This is a genomic window from Alteromonas sp. 14N.309.X.WAT.G.H12, assembly GCF_036697315.1.
Classification (GTDB): domain Bacteria; phylum Pseudomonadota; class Gammaproteobacteria; order Enterobacterales; family Alteromonadaceae; genus Alteromonas.
In genome coordinates this window covers 194,687-209,744 of sequence record NZ_JBAHZB010000001.1, presented here as the reverse complement: position 1 = coordinate 209,744, position 15,058 = coordinate 194,687, and the positions used below count along the sequence as shown (strand labels likewise).

The 15,058-nt window shown below is 44.0% G+C and carries 14 protein-coding genes; 12 read left to right on the top strand and 2 right to left on the bottom strand.

The window, feature by feature from the left end:
• The first annotated feature begins 521 nt into the window (after positions 1–521).
• From V5298_RS00935 to V5298_RS00880, 12 genes are all read left to right on the top strand, one after another.
• The gene (locus tag V5298_RS00935; RefSeq protein WP_332929579.1) at positions 522–1,796 is read left to right on the top strand and encodes a hypothetical protein; all 1,275 of its coding nucleotides are present in this window, start codon (positions 522–524) and stop codon (positions 1,794–1,796) included.
• 27 nt (positions 1,797–1,823) lie between these two features.
• The gene (locus V5298_RS00930) at positions 1,824–4,478 is read left to right on the top strand and encodes a tetratricopeptide repeat protein (RefSeq protein ID WP_332929578.1); all 2,655 of its coding nucleotides are present in this window, start codon (positions 1,824–1,826) and stop codon (positions 4,476–4,478) included.
• Between the two features lie 181 nt (positions 4,479–4,659).
• Positions 4,660–5,898, top strand: coding sequence for a site-specific integrase (locus V5298_RS00925; protein WP_332929577.1), 1,239 nt, complete (start codon positions 4,660–4,662; stop codon positions 5,896–5,898).
• An 813-nt stretch (positions 5,899–6,711) separates the two neighbouring features.
• Complete coding sequence (locus V5298_RS00920) at positions 6,712–7,041, top strand: HPF/RaiA family ribosome-associated protein (protein WP_332929576.1); 330 nt, start codon at positions 6,712–6,714, stop codon at positions 7,039–7,041.
• A gap of 117 nt (positions 7,042–7,158) precedes the next feature.
• Entirely contained in the window at positions 7,159–8,751 is a 1,593-nt protein-coding gene (gene sbcB / locus V5298_RS00915; protein WP_332929575.1) for an exodeoxyribonuclease I, read from the top strand.
• A gap of 83 nt (positions 8,752–8,834) precedes the next feature.
• Complete coding sequence (locus V5298_RS00910; RefSeq protein ID WP_332929574.1) at positions 8,835–9,398, top strand: hypothetical protein; 564 nt, start codon at positions 8,835–8,837, stop codon at positions 9,396–9,398.
• A 146-nt stretch (positions 9,399–9,544) separates the two neighbouring features.
• The gene (locus V5298_RS00905; RefSeq protein WP_332929573.1) at positions 9,545–9,682 is read left to right on the top strand and encodes a BsuBI/PstI family type II restriction endonuclease; all 138 of its coding nucleotides are present in this window, start codon (positions 9,545–9,547) and stop codon (positions 9,680–9,682) included.
• A gap of 168 nt (positions 9,683–9,850) precedes the next feature.
• A complete protein-coding gene (locus V5298_RS00900; RefSeq protein WP_332929572.1) occupies positions 9,851–10,642 on the top strand; it encodes a leishmanolysin-related zinc metalloendopeptidase in 792 nt (263 codons plus the stop codon).
• Entirely contained in the window at positions 10,636–11,379 is a 744-nt protein-coding gene (locus V5298_RS00895) for a choice-of-anchor E domain-containing protein (RefSeq protein ID WP_332929571.1), read from the top strand. The genes V5298_RS00900 and V5298_RS00895 overlap by 7 nt, the downstream gene beginning before the upstream one ends.
• Before the next feature lie 173 nt (positions 11,380–11,552).
• Entirely contained in the window at positions 11,553–12,365 is an 813-nt protein-coding gene (locus V5298_RS00890) for a Dam family site-specific DNA-(adenine-N6)-methyltransferase (protein ID WP_332929570.1), read from the top strand.
• Between the two features lie 214 nt (positions 12,366–12,579).
• The gene (locus V5298_RS00885; RefSeq protein ID WP_332929569.1) at positions 12,580–13,101 is read left to right on the top strand and encodes an SAM-dependent methyltransferase; all 522 of its coding nucleotides are present in this window, start codon (positions 12,580–12,582) and stop codon (positions 13,099–13,101) included.
• A 17-nt stretch (positions 13,102–13,118) separates the two neighbouring features.
• Positions 13,119–14,384 (top strand): ISL3 family transposase, encoded by a 1,266-nt coding sequence (locus V5298_RS00880; protein WP_332929568.1) that lies wholly within the window; start codon positions 13,119–13,121, stop codon positions 14,382–14,384.
• A gap of 93 nt (positions 14,385–14,477) precedes the next feature.
• On the opposite strand, the gene V5298_RS00875 is transcribed toward V5298_RS00880, so the two are convergent.
• A complete protein-coding gene (locus tag V5298_RS00875) occupies positions 14,478–14,660 on the bottom strand; it encodes a hypothetical protein (protein WP_332929567.1) in 183 nt (60 codons plus the stop codon).
• Positions 14,661–14,671: 11 nt separating this feature from the next.
• Positions 14,672–15,004, bottom strand: coding sequence for a hypothetical protein (locus V5298_RS00870; RefSeq protein ID WP_332929566.1), 333 nt, complete (start codon positions 15,002–15,004; stop codon positions 14,672–14,674).
• Between the last annotated feature and the right edge of the window lie 54 nt (positions 15,005–15,058).

Sequence of the window (15,058 nt, the reverse complement as noted above, 5' to 3'; positions counted from 1 at the left end):
AAAGCGAGTTTTTGTCCGAACTTTAAAGAGCGGTAGTCGTCAGTATCAACAATCGAGGGCAGTTTTCTTGCCCATTCGGTATCGCCGGCTATTTCTTTTTCTAACACTGTCATTTTCTTTTTAGACTCACGGTGGTGGCGCATAAATGCCTGTGCCTAAACGTTCTGTTTTGATGTGTAAATGAAATCATACTGCGTCTTATACATCGCGCTCATATTACTCGTTGGGTTCGTTCGTTAATAATAGCGCAATAAACGCATGAAGAAAACAATTATGTTGTTATTTTGACACGGCAATGTCGAGGATTTGCGTGCAGATAAAACAGAAATTGAAATAAAGCACCGTTACGTTTTGTATAGCAGATGCAGTTTCTGCCAGAGGGGGAGGGGCGAGTACTGTTTCCTACCTGCAAGATAATACCTCTGATATAATGTAAACGATAAAAAAGTGAAACTACGCGCATCTTGTTTTGGTTACTAGTAGTTGGTATTATTTAGGCGATTAAAATAACAGAGGTCCTGATGGAAAACCTTACGGATTTAGAGAGCACTATAACATTTACTCAGTGGGTTAATTTCCGCTTTGTCATGGCCGAACCTACGGACGAAAGAAAATTAACGGACTCTATCGAACGGACTGTCGAAGAGCTATCGTGCCTTTACGGTAGCCACTGCCAGTTTTTTTGTGATTTCACATCAAATATAGATACAACTAAATATCCGTTTTTCAAAACAGACGACGCTGACGTTGTGGTTCAAGAAAGGTCCCAGCCGTTATTGGACTTTCCCGTTTATAGTAACGGTCGCCTAATTAGTGCTGACCGTAATATCGCTGATAATATGGAAGAGCTTCCCCCAGACGAATTTATTACACTAAGCTATAAAGAACAGTTCGTTTTTCGCGTGACGGTATGGGTAAATGAAGAACGCACTGAACACGAGGCTTTTGTTAATATGCTAACAAACCTTGTAGATAATGCCTCGTTGCCCAGCGTCAACCTTTTGTCTATTGAGGCATCCTCCTCATTCATCGACCTGAACTCGCTACTAAGCCGTCAGAAATGCAAAAAAGCACAGCCTATTTTGGGCTTAAAAAACCGTTCACCAAGGAGTTTCGTTCCCTTTGGGAAGAGTAAGCAAGCGGCCTTGCAGGGGGTGGTTGATGATTTATTGGCGTCGACCGAAAGAAGTCATGAGGCATTGATTCAACTCGCCGAAACCCGCAGCGTCGACCTCGGTTCCGAGAAGATACAGTTTTTGACATCCATGGGTTACAAACGTCATGACAAACTGGCTGAAGTTGCTGCCGGTATTAGTCTGTTAAGCACCAAGCCATCAACCCGTCTTTATCCGATTTGGATCTGCGTGGCGATTGAATCGGCAGAACATGGGCGGATAACAACTTTTTTCCGATATCTAGAACTCCCGCCATTTGATTTGGTTGAGGCGGGATTTGAACTGGCTCGAAGCTATCCGGTTAGTGGTCTTTTTAATAACAAAGGAGGGGGAGAATACAACAGGGTGTTACAGCTTATGTTGGGCCGCAAGTTTGATCAGTTTTTAGAATACGGCATCGGCCTTTATAAAAACGTAACAAAAGAAGGCCAGGTACTTTTTAAACTCGCCATTCATACTACGGAACATGACGAAGCTGCAACATTATTATATGAGGGGAGTGAGATTGAGGTCTGCAACTATCTTCAAGAATTGCTCAAAGCTTTACCCGAACAAGGTCGTTTTACCGGGGACGACATTCTCCGTGAAATTGAAGATCTTAGTTTTGAAAAACGCGAATGAACACGTATCCACAGAAAAGGGATTTTTATGAAAAAAACACTTCTTGCGCTGGTAATAGGCGCAACATTTACGCTATCAGGCTGTAATCAAAAAGAAACGGCAGACTCCATTACCCACGGCAATGACTATTTTACTCATCAGGATTACCGCGCGGCCAGTATCGAATATAAGTCGGCCTTACAACTTGATCCTACGCTCGTTGAAGCCCGGATTGGTTTAGCTAAGATCGCATTGGCTACCCGGGATTTTACGGGCGCACTGACGGAACTGGAGCGCGCGCGCGATTACCAAGTAGAGCAGGGCGGTGCCGTTGACGAGATAAGCACTCTGATTGCGCGTGCAGCACATCGTGGCGAGGCTGATACGGTTTTGATGGACCTGCCTGGAGAAGGGAAACCGGAGACGGCATACTACCAATTAATACGGCTGGTGACGGATGGCAAGCAAGAGGATGCCAGTCAATTGTTTGCGACGATTAAGGAAAAAGATTCTCCTTTCACCACGCTTTCACGCGCGTTGATGGCCTCCGTGACCTCTTCTACTGAGGCCGCTCTCGCATTGATGCCGGATTCAACCGAAGATTATGATGATGTGCAACGTTCTGAATTTGCGTTATTGCTTACTGGGTTAGCCGTGCGTAACGGCAAGATCCAAGACGGGGTCAAAGCCCTGGAATTGTATTATCAATTAAACCCATTAGATTACGTGCGGGCCTTACAACTTTCTCGTCTACTTGTTGAAGAACGTCGATTTGATGACGCCGCGCCAATCATCACCGCCCTTAATGCGAAATTTCCTCAACACGGTATGATTTCAGAACTCATGGCAATAATTGCTTATGAAAAGAAAGATTTTGATACCGCAATGTCATCTGCGAGTGCAGCGATTGTTGTTGAACCGAACAGTTCCATGGCACGCCTTGTGTATGCATACAGTGCAATGAGTCTTGGCGACAATGAAACCGCTCTGGAAGCGCTCGAATACATCATCGATCGCCTACCTCAATCGCATCCGGCGCAGCGCCTTTACATCAAGCTAAAAGCGGCCAATGGAGAAGCGGCTGATGTTGCTGAACGCGCGTTGGATTTAAGTAACCTAACCCCGCTGGATGCACCTCTATTGTCCGCATTGGGAATGGAAATGCTGCGTGCTGGTGATATAAATGTTGCGAAAAAATTTGCAGATAAAGCCGAACATCTGGGGGCAACTGGAAAAGCGCGCTCTATGTTGGGTTTGTTGCAACTTTCGGTCGGCGACGATGCCGCTTTCGACAACTTGGAAGAGGCATTCCTTAATGCACCAGAATCTAAATTTGTGGGAAACAACCTGGCGACGGCATACCTAAGCGAAAAGCGTTTTGACGATGCCTATCAATTAGGTGATAAATTGGTTGGGGACGGTAAATATATTGATGGGACAATGTTAAAAGCGGTTGCAAAATCACGTATGGGAGAACTCGTTGACGCCGAACAGCTCTTTACCGATGTGTTATCAAAAGATCCCCAGCACTTCATGGCCCGAGCCGGTAAAATCGAAGTGGAAGTGAAGCTTGACCACCGTAAAAAAGCCGCGTTGCTTTTCGATGAGTGGGTCGTAGAAGAGGGAATGGCGGGGCTTTTCCGCAATTATATAGCCGTCCTGCGAAATAAAGGCGCGGATACGGACGTTAGAGCGGCAATTGACCATTATGATAATTTGATCGACAACGGTAAAATTACATCGGAACCAGCTAAGTTAATGAGTGCGCAAGCACACTTTATTGTCAACGACATCCCTCAAGCTAAATCCCGTCTCGATAGCGTAAAAGACACGCACCTTAGAGGCGCGGAGTTTTGGCTGTTAAGTGCCACGGTTAATGAGCGATTAAATAACACGTCAGATGCGCTTGATGATTATAGAGCTTGGCATGAACTCTCACCCTCAGCGCCGATCCCTGTTATGGGAATGATGCGTATGCTAACAAAGCAAGGGCGTGTCGATGATGCAATACTGGCTCTTGATGCAGCAATGCCGGAACTGGAAAACCCCTTACCGGCGCGTGTAATGCGAATGCAATTGCTGATATCCAAGCGAGATTGGGCACAGCTAAGTACGGATTTCTCGCTGTTGCCAGAAGACGTTAAACAGATGCCTTACGGAAAAGCGGTAGGCGGCCTCCTTGCCGTACGGAAGGGTGATTTTAATGGTGCTAAACAAATTGCTCCGTTGTTAGAAAAATACCCCAGTGATGAATTTCTCCGATGGACAGTGGCCGGTTATAGCAAGGATCCATCCCTGAAATCGGAGATCATTCCGTTTTTAGAACGGTATACCGGGAATTACCCCAAAAGCGCAATAGCCTGGTTTATGCTGGGTAACGAATATGCGGGGAAAGGGGCATTCGAAAAGGCTGTTGAACCCTACAGAAAAGCCGCGGAGTTTACTCCCAGTAACGGACTGGTTTTAAATAACCTTGCGTACAGTGAATTGAAAGTCGGAAACTTTACCGACGCCGTAAAGCATGCGTATAAAGCGGTCTCTGCATCGCCGAAGCAAGCTCCCTTTGTGGAAACGCTTGCGACCGCGCTTATCGAGACTGGAAAGAATGCGGACGCGGTGGATGTTATGGAGCGTTTCCTTGATAGCGGAGCAGAAGTCAATGACGTCTTTAAGGCAACTTTAGAAAAAGCTCGTTCAATGTAAAACTAAGAGGTGGCAAATAACATACGTTATGTCTAATATTTGTTAGTATTAGACATTGTTTAATATTCTGTTTTTAAAGTCTTTTGTAAGCCTTATTTCTATTCATCTTTCATCTATGTCTGGTATATAGTATGTATTAGACATAGACTATAGCTTTTCATGTTAACCGAGAATTACGAATATGAAAATGAAGGTTCCGACGCCTCTCTTCCCGACCTACCGTGAGCTCCTTGAATTTGAAAGCGGCAATTACCCTCAGTTAACGGATTACTTAAAAAGTAAGCCCGACTGGATGCATACGCATTGGCGATGGGCCAAGGATTTTCTTTTGTATATTGGACGTAACAAGTCCAGCAACACTTACATTCGGTTTCGTAATGATGTTGAGAAGTTCTTGCTATGGGTATTTGAGTTTGAACAAAAGCCCGCTGATGGTTTTCGTAAAGCGGATATTTTGCGCTACATCGATTTTTGTGTGAAGCCTCCGGAAAAATGGATAACCACGAATTTAAATGATCGTTTTGTTTTTTCCAACGGCGGTTTCCAAAGTAACCCTCACTGGACCCCTTTTCGGTTATCCACGCCGAAACACGATCGTTCAACGGTACCTGATGTAAAAAGGTACCGGCCTACCATGCAAACTCTGGAGTCGGCACTCGTATCTCTCAGTGCCTTTTACCGACATCTCATGGAAGAAGAACTCTGTTTCGGAAACCCGGTCACATTAGCAAAGCGTGACTGTAAGTATTTAATAAAAGACAGCCAGGTGAAATCCACTAGTCGTTTAACGGAAGAACAGTGGCACTACCTCTTGTATTCCACCATTGAGGAAGCGGACAAAAATCCGTTTTTTGAACGCAATCTGTTTGTTATAGTGGCGATGAAGACCCTTTTCTTGCGGTTGTCTGAATTGTCTGAACGTGATGACTGGCTACCAATGATGAGCCACTTCTGGGTCGATGAAGATAACAATTGGTGGTTTAAGGTTTATGGCAAAGGGAAGAAGATCCGTGATGTTTCAGTACCCCCGGACTTCCTGCGTTTTCTTACGCGCTACAGAGAATGGAGAGGGTTATCCCCCCTACCCCATAAAGGCGAACAGATTGTCTTGGTTGAAAAGATTCGCGATAGAGGGGGTTTAACTGGGCGGCAGATTTCCCGCCTCGTCCAAGACGCATTCGATAAGGCCTATGAGAAAATGCGCAAAGAGCGAGGTCCTGACGCGGCAAAAGATTTACGGGAAGCGACCGCCCATTACCTTCGGCACACATCGGCAAGTATGGAGGTGGAGAGAGGTCGACCTTTAAAAGATCTTTCGGAGGACTTAGGGCATTCGAGTAGTGCGACAACAGATAAGGTGTATGTCCAAATAGAACGTAAACGTCGGGCCAGCTCGGGGAGAGATCGTAGCGTTGATTAACGGAACTCTGTTGTTTCGCTTTCTCAGAGGCAAAAAAAAGCTACCTTGCGGTAGCTTTTTCTTGGTTGGTGTTGCTTAACATCCTTGTCAGCTTTAGAACACATCCATCGTGTTCGTATATTTGTTGGCATCCATCGCCGAGTGAGAACTTTCCGTAGGACCAAAAACCTCTTGTTTTTGCTGTCAATCCATGACCATCTCTTGCTAGATCCCTTACTAGCTCCTTTTTACTACTACATCCATGCAGTATTAGTCCATTTAAAACGATTATCCTAATCGTTAATAGCCGAATCCTTCAGCCTTCCTAGACCATCCTTGCTATGCACATCCATTGCAGTTACATCCCGTAACATATCCTAGTGCATCCCTTGCTCACGTCCTGTGCTATATAACCTCCACTCCTGTGGGTGTCCGTTTGATAAATCCATTTACCACACATTCCATGTTTAAAGAGTCATCCAAACTCTTTGAAACTCCGTTTACTGCATTACTGCTTCCCGTCCTGGGATGATTAAATTATACATGGAACAATGGCTCACGCAATGACTTATCAATAATCAATTTACAGAAAACAACAGTATCTTTACGTTGCCTGAAGTAAATAACATGAAAAACAGACACTTAACGGTGTTTTGCGCGAGAGTAAAGATATTGTAAGTGAGTGAACTTTGCTCTTCTCGCTTGTTTCGTGAGTTTTAAACAACTCAAAACCCATGATGCGTTTTAAATAAAATGCTAATCATAAAAATCATTATTGATGAATAAAATGTTCTATGCTAAAAATAAAGCTCAATGATGAGAAAGGAGCTCTTTATGTTACATGAAATTACCACGCAAGGAATTGGCCTGCCTGTTACCGCAGCAATTCAAGAGCAAGTCGACAAAAAACTGCTTGCATTTGCAAACCGATACGACGCCATTATTGTCAAAGTATCGTTTTCGGTTAAGGGGAAAAACACACATGTACTCATTGAATACCGCGATAATTTATGCCTGCGAACGGTAAAGAAAACCGGAGATTCGTTTTATTCCGTGCTTAAATCTGCGGCGAAATCATTGCGGCAGACCGTCACTGAGGCTCACCAAAAATGCGTAGATCAGAAACGTAAAAAAGTGATTTTTGAGCCGCAAGAAGCCGCGTAACCTACCTCGATGTAGGAACAAGAAAAAGGTAGCTTATACGCTACCTTTTTTCTTGTTTGAATAAAAGAGACGTGATATTTTACTTTTACAGATTTGTTATATTAACTGGAAAATCAAATGAGTTTAGCGTTTGAGAATGCATGTTCCGAAATAAAACGTACCGCAAGCACCGAGCACATCAAAAAAGCGTACCAAGACATGAGCGATGAATATCGGTCGATGGTTAAAGAAGACGTTTTTGTGCGTTTTTTTGAAGGTCCGAACCGCAACACTATTTTGTGGCATGATTATGAAGCCGGCGGGATCTCCGCTAAGCAGGTCCCCCCTCTTCAGTTTGCGGCGGTCAGAACCGACATGGAACTCAATATTATTGATTTGCCCATTGATATTTATTGCAAGCTAGACTGCGATCGACTTCCCCACCCTCAAGCTATCGCAATAACGAAAATAAATCCGATGAAGTGCGTCACAGAGGGGCTTCCTGAGCCGGAATTTTTCCGTCATATAAATAGGGAGATGAGTCTCCCAAACACTTGTGTTTGTGGTTATAACTCGATGAATTACGACGACGAGGTAACGCGCTTTGGTTTGTGGCGTTCACTCATCCCCGTTTATGAAAGAGAATTTAGAAACGGAAACTCACGGTGGGACTTATTGCCGGTAATGGCGACATTTGCGTCGTTAGGCATACCGGGTGTCATTGTACCCGTTACAGATGAGGGGGAAACGACACTAAAACTTGAAGCTATCGCCGCGGCAAATGATATTACGCAAGAGAACGCTCACAATGCTGTTGACGATGTCTATGCGCTGATAGGCCTGGCAAAATTATTAAAGCGTGCCTCTCCACTCCTTTGGGATTACCTTTATGATGGACGCCGCAAGAAAACGGCATCAGGCAGATGTCTAACAGGAATGACAGGTATGCTCTACTCGCCGATGATGGGCGCTGAACATAATTACGGCAAGCCGGTTTTGATCCTTGGCCCAAATCCACAAAACCGGAATGCTGGGCGAGTGTATCTTGAATTGGATGATGTTACACGTATCCGCCAAATGTGGAAAATGCCCCTGGAAGCGATCCGAGAGAACGTGTTCAAAAAGAAACAAGACCACATTGAGGCGGGGAGCGAGCGTCCGCCCTTATCGACATTAAAAATCAACAATAGCCCCGCCTTTTTCCCATTTAATTGGCTGGTAAAAGAGGGATTTATTGATGATGAATCACCGGTCATTCTTGCGGATAAAATCGCTTCCAATCGCGACTTCATTAGCAAACTACTCGCAGTGTTTGAGTTAGATTCATTTCCTGAAGAGGATGATCCTGAATTGATGCTTTATGGCGGTTTCCCCTCAGACGGGGATAAGGGTAAGCTGGCACGTTTGAGTTCCCAGCCCATCGTCGAAGCTTTTGCAAAAAAAGAAGCGAGCTTTGATGACCCGTCCCTTAACCTCATCTACCTTAATGCAAGAGCTAGATTACGCGATTATCCTGGGATCACGCTATCTAACGATGACAAGGGCGCTTGGCAATTTTATTGCGCATCGTTGCAGATACAACCGATTGATGAGAGCAACCCAAAAGGGTACGTAAACCTTACTAATGCAGAAAAGCTTTTGGCCAAAACGGAAATGGACGATGCGTTGCGTGGGGGGTATAAAGAATATCTGTCTTACGTCCGACAACAGATAGGGCCAAGCCTTCCCTGAATGCCTGATTATCATAGCCTTGCGTTAGCATATTGAAAAATAACACCGTTCCTCTATAATCAATCTATTATAGAGGGGGTCGCATGTTATATTTAGGGATAGGTACGGGGATCAACCTAAGCCATGCAGAATCGCAAAAACTGATTGAACTCGGAGAGTGCCTGGCGCTTTGCGGGTGGAAATTGCGCTGTGGGGGACGAAGCGAAGTCGAAGATAAGTTGGTTGAGGGGGCTCGACGTGTTCCTGAGATCGAACCGGAAATAATTTTACCTTTTCCGTATTACCGGCATTATGATCCCTCAGTAAACGGCGTATCTATTTTTTCCTTTCTTCCGGAAAAGATGCAGCATAAAGCACTGTCCATGTTAGATGCCCCGTCGGAATTGCTTATTTATAAATCACGTCATCAAAAAGTGATGCTGGCCTCCGGGGCTTCCCTCGCGTTTGGTCTGTCCTTAAACACGCCGGTTAGGTTTGCCTTAACCTGGGTGAGAAACCTACAAAAACGGAATTTGCACCTTAACCAAGGAGCATCAATATTTTACACCTTAGAAAATCGCGGTATACCTGTATTCAATCTTGCCGACCCAGAGTCTCAGGCCCGCATCAATAAATTCATTGATAGTACATTAAAATCGGCGATTTAGATGTTATCAAGTCCACTCTACCAAATTCTGGTGTTGTATCTCTTGAGGCTGGTCCGTCTGGAGTTATAGGTAAGTCTGTAATAGAAGATTGATGGCCCGGTCAACTCAATACGGAAAGATAAATTAACTGAAATTGCCCTGAACACTTGGCATTTGTTACTGCTTTCCAAGAACGCTCAGCCTCTGCTTTTAAAAAGGCTACATCAGAACTCGCGTGGGGAACATATGCTTGGTTTTGTTCTGAGCCTGATAATATCGTAGAGCTAAAAGATGGAAATCCATAAAAAAAAGCGTCTAACTGCTGACCCAAAAATCTGCTAAATACCGCGTAATTTCAAAGCTTTATTACCTCCCTTTCTTTCCGTAAAAAAATGTAAAACATCAACTATTGGCCTGCATATTGCTACTTGAAATTGCGCTCACATTATTAATTAAGGGAGTCAACTATCTTGTTGAAAAAAATAATAACATCCATGGCGATGCTCGCAGCCACATCTGCACATGCTGAATTGCCGGAGTTTGATATCACGATTGTGTTTGATGAAGGTTTAACGGAATCACAAGAGGCCATCTTTCTCGAAGCTGAAGCTTATTGGGAAAGCCTTATCACGAATTACGCCTACGACGTCACGTTTCCAACCGGGTTAACAATTACAGCATCAGGTGAAGATATAGATGGTGTTAGTGGTGTTTTGGGGAGTGCCTCCCCTACTCTCGGTTATTCTTACGCTGGTATTACTTATGCGAGTACCGGCACCATGACCTTCGACACTGCCGATTTAGCCGATATGGAAGAAGACGGAAGCCTGTATTACGTTATTCTCCATGAAATGGCTCATGTTATCGGCTATGGCACCTTATGGACCTACAACGACCTTTATGACGAGGGAACCGGGCAGTACACCGGGGAATACGCACTGGCTGAATACCAAGCAGAATTCGATTCTACCGCAACCTACATACCGGTTGAGCAAGATGGGGGAACCGGAACTGCAGATGGCCACTGGGATGAAGATTGGGCTGGGGGAACTGAAGAGCTAATGACAGGGTGGTATGAGGGTTCAGCTTTTATCAGTAACACCACATTGGCTCAGTTTATGGATCTAGGCTACATCGTAGATTTTGACTCTTTGGTTGCCGTTGTCCCGGCACCAACGGTGGGAGCTGCGACTTTATTAATGTTCGTTTTATATCGTCAACAAAAAAGTAAAGTAAATACAGAAAAAGGAATAGTGACATGCTAAAAAAAACGCTTTTAGGGCTAATGATCGCCGCCGCTTCGGCAACGGCATCAGCAGAATTGACAACCGAAGTTCAACATCAAGAATTTTCCGGCGAGGCAGGCCAAGACTCAAGTGACGCCGATATTCTCCCTTTAGAATTTGAAATGTTTGATGAATCCCTGGGTATTTTAACCGGTGTCTATATTTCATACACACTCGACGTTAGTGGTGGCTTGATCGGTGCGGACAACTTGACAGACGAAGACACATCGGGAACGGGCTCTTTGGGGGTTGAAGTACTTTTCTCTGAAATGTCAGGAATGAATTTTTTCGAAGAAGGGACTTTAGATGATGTGTTCACTAAGCTTAGTCGAATAGAAACCACTACGTTCAGTCTGGAAGCCGATCCCACGATGTCCGTCGATGGTTCAGGAGCAGACGTGCAGCAATACGATGGCACCGCCGGAACCGTAGATTCCGACGGGTATATCGCGCTAAATACGGACTACTTAGAGCAATTCATTGGGACAGATGAAACGTTCACAGTGGATTTCGACACCTCATCCATCACCTCAGTGGACGTGACAGGTGCCCAAGGTTTCTTTCAGCCAGTGAACATGATTTTGGGGGTTGATTTATACTACACCTACGAAGAAGTTTCGGTCGTTGAAGAGACCAGTAGTGTTCCCGCCCCACTCAGCTTTGCTGCATTAGGCCTTGTGATGACCGGCCTTGGTGCGCGTAGAAAAGCTGCGTAGCACCGCCCATGGACTTTCTAGGCCGCGTTGTCTAGAAGGTCTTATCATCTCAATTACGAAAACAAAAAAAATATTAAAAATAGACTAATTCATACAGACAACATAAAATCTCTTTGGTTAGAATATAACAAAGTTATATGATAAACTATAAGGAATAACAAGGGATTTGTCATATGCATAAAAAAAGCTTTTTAAAATGGGCTGGCTCAAAAGGAAATGCACTTCATAGCCTTCTTTCTCATATTCCTCGTACCGGTGGTGTTTGGGTTGAGCCCTTTGTGGGGAGTGCAACCCCCGCGCTAAACGTCGAATACGACCGCTTCATACTCAGTGACATTAATACAGATCTGATCAACTTAATGAGATGGGTGGTCGACAATCCCAAAGAGGTGGTAGCGCACGTCACTCCTTACTTTACCCAAAAACACAATACTAAAGAGGCTTTTTACGCGTTGCGCGCGAGGTACAACCAATCAACGGACAGTAAGGAGCGGGCGATTCTCTTTTTGTATCTTAATCGGCATTGTTACAATGGCTTGATGCGCTATAACAGTTCAGGAGGATACAACACCCCTTTTGGTGACTATAAAGCCCCTCGCGTCCCTGTAGAGCAGATTTACAACTTTTCAAAACATTTTATGGGCCGAGTGAAATTTGTTTCGAGCCCCTTTGACAAAGTTAAATTTGTCCGTCGAGAAGGTGTTACAGCATATTGTGATCCACCGTATCTCCCCCTTAGTCCAACGTCGTCGTTTGTGGGCTATTCCCAGAAAGGTTTTTGTCAAAAAGATCATCTAAAACTTGACCGTCGAGCTCGTTTTTGGGCTGAGCGGTGTAGTTCAGTATGGGTCTCAAATCATGCTGTTCCGGTACTCTCAAAATGCTACCCGTCAGCGAAAGAAGTGCATAGCTTTATGGTGTCAAGAAGCATCTCTCAAAATATCCATAACCGGAAACCTGTCGAAGAGGTTCTTTTAAAATACTAGCCTGTAATGACCGCACTTTTTTTACCAGCTTTCGCGGGCTTTGGGTTGATAGCAAATAACTAATCTAACGTACTAATGCCAATATCATTTGCTAAGGGAATAATTGCTGGAGTGCTTTTAATAAATATGGGTATTCGTAAAATGGTGTGTACGTTGATTCATATTCCTGCTAATATACAATCATGTTTAATTCGTAAAATAGTGTGTATTTAAAATGCAAAACAAAGCAGATTCACTTGTACTAGATGCGTGTTGTGGCTCAAAAATGCTCTGGTTTGATAATGACAATCCAATAACCATATTCAGCGACATTCGAGAGCTAGAAACAACGCTTTGCGATGGCCGCCCGTTGGTAATTAAACCTGATCAAATCAATGACTTTAAGAATTTATCATTTGATAATAATTCCTTTAAGGTGGTTGTTTTTGACCCTCCACATTTGGAGCATGTTGGTGATGAGTCATGGCTGGCGTTGAAGTACAGGAAGTTAACAAACCAGTGGCGTGATGACTTGTCTGCTGGATTCATTGAATGCTTTCGAGTATTAGAACCGAACGGAATTCTAGTTTTTAAATGGAATGAAACACAGATAAAAACAAGCGAGGTTTTAAAGTGCTCGCCATTTAAACCAATGTTTGGCCACATCAGTGGGAAACGCGCTGGTACTCACTGGATTTTATTTATGAAGAATGACGTAATGCGAGTTTTGCAGGGAAATGAAAGTCATGCAGCATGAACAGCAGAGCGTATTAAGTGCTAAACATTGAAAACCTAAAAGTAATTGAGCGTGAAGAGTATGACGAGCACTGCATATTCCACGCTCAATCTATATACCCTAACCGCACTTGTTCCGAGTGCGGATCAATCAATACTGTCATCATTGGCAAGGTAAACCAGCCTTACAATGACACTCGTATGTACGGCAAAACCATCAAGATTCAGTTCGATAGGAAGAGGCTGCGATGCAAAGACTGTAACAAAACTTGCTTTGAGCAACTGGACTGGCTCTCTAATGATTTCCGCATGACTAAACGAGCAGAAGATTACATCATGCGAATGTGTGGGAAAGTGCCGTTTACACATGTGGCCACTGAAATGGGCATCACGGAAGGGACTATACGTAACGTATTCGCCAACTATGTGGATGTTATCGAAGGTAAGCACGACTGGCTTGCTCCTCGCGTTCTTGGTATCGATGAGACACATTTCAGCAAGAAGATGCACCTTGTCATGACTGACATTGAGCGTAGAACTCTACTGGATATGCGTAAAGATAGATCTCAGGATGCCACTCAGAAAGCCATTATGAGGCTGATTGGATGGAAAGATATTGAGATCGTCTGTATCGATATGTGGCGACCGTATTACCGCGCTGTGAAACAGCTATTGCCTAACTCCGTTGTCGTTATCGACCGATTTCACGTTGCTAAGATGGCTGGCGAAGCTATGGAGAAAGCACGTAAGGCTATACGAGCAGAACTATCGGACAAGGAGCGTAAGAAGCTCAAGAATGACCGAAAGATACTGCTTAAGCGTAGGGCTAACATCAAAGGCTTGAACGAGCTTGCGTCATTCCATTTCTGGACAGAGGAATACCCAACGTTGATGGAAGTGTATAACGCTAAGGAAGCATTTCTCGACATGTGGGATATGCCAACCAGAAAGGAAGCTGAGGACTATTGGGAGAACTGGAAAGCAGTATCTACACCATCTGTCAGGAAATACTTCAAGGACGCGATACGTGCCGTTGATAACTGGCATGAGCCTATCTTTAATTGGTGGGACTATCCCTACACAAAAGCTGTTACAGAGAGCCTGAATAACACAATCAAAGGCGTGTTTAGGAATGGTCGCGGTTATAGCTTTGAAGTGCTTCGAGCGAAGCTGCTTTACAACAAAGGCGGCTTGGAAGTGTCAATGAAGTCCTTGAACAAACCAACCTATGATCCACTGTTTGAATTGTTGAAGAAAGACGATCCAAAAGTAACCATGCATGGCTTAAGACATAGAGCCTTTTAAGCCCTGTTTAGAGACATGGTTACTTTGCTTGAAAAACAACCAAATACACACGAATAGGGTTTGTGAAGTGTGGGCATCAATTCCGTATATTTATTAATCGACACTCACACTATTTCGAATACCCATAAATATCTCAATCTTGTTAACAAACTCTGAATCAACAAGATCCTCAAATTCATCTAAAATAGTTAAAATTGACTTCTGAGTATCAGCTTTTATACCTGTTAATCCATAGTACAAAGCGTCAAGTTGAGAAACGACTCCTAACTCTTCCACTGGTCCTTGGCTTAGTTGTTTAAGAAATCATCTATTTTCTTTAGGATGAAGGTGTTTTTTACTTCAACATCACCAAAGTCGTCTTCGTCGTACTTTTCTTCCCACTGCGCTTTATCCTCATCTGTAATCTTGCGTGGTTCAACCTGCTCGACGTGAAGTGGTAATTGCTCTATCTGCAAGTATGCCGGTAATGATCTTACCAAAGAAGGCTCAATGCTCTCCAAACGCAACGTGGTTTGCTTCTGATCCATAAACCATTTAATGACGCGACGCATGTGAATGGTTGCATCGGGGCATCGGCTGGCTTCGAGTGAAATCGAAAGCGCTGAATTATCATTTAACATTGCAGTACCTCATACCTTAAACATTAACAATACAATCTCATGTAACATCATTTT

What these genes read in the sequence shown, in the direction of transcription:
- V5298_RS00935 (WP_332929579.1), top strand. Translation starts at nt 522, where the DNA reads ATGGAAAACCTTACGGATTTAGAGAGCACTATAACATTTACTCAGTGG.
- V5298_RS00930 (WP_332929578.1), top strand. Translation starts at nt 1,824, where the DNA reads ATGAAAAAAACACTTCTTGCGCTGGTAATAGGCGCAACATTTACGCTA.
- V5298_RS00925 (WP_332929577.1), top strand. Translation starts at nt 4,660, where the DNA reads ATGAAAATGAAGGTTCCGACGCCTCTCTTCCCGACCTACCGTGAGCTC.
- V5298_RS00920 (WP_332929576.1), top strand. Translation starts at nt 6,712, where the DNA reads ATGTTACATGAAATTACCACGCAAGGAATTGGCCTGCCTGTTACCGCA.
- sbcB (WP_332929575.1), top strand. Translation starts at nt 7,159, where the DNA reads ATGAGTTTAGCGTTTGAGAATGCATGTTCCGAAATAAAACGTACCGCA.
- V5298_RS00910 (WP_332929574.1), top strand. Translation starts at nt 8,835, where the DNA reads ATGTTATATTTAGGGATAGGTACGGGGATCAACCTAAGCCATGCAGAA.
- V5298_RS00895 (WP_332929571.1), top strand. Translation starts at nt 10,636, where the DNA reads ATGCTAAAAAAAACGCTTTTAGGGCTAATGATCGCCGCCGCTTCGGCA.
- V5298_RS00890 (WP_332929570.1), top strand. Translation starts at nt 11,553, where the DNA reads ATGCATAAAAAAAGCTTTTTAAAATGGGCTGGCTCAAAAGGAAATGCA.
- V5298_RS00885 (WP_332929569.1), top strand. Translation starts at nt 12,580, where the DNA reads ATGCAAAACAAAGCAGATTCACTTGTACTAGATGCGTGTTGTGGCTCA.
- V5298_RS00870 (WP_332929566.1), bottom strand. Translation starts at nt 15,004, where the DNA reads ATGTTAAATGATAATTCAGCGCTTTCGATTTCACTCGAAGCCAGCCGA.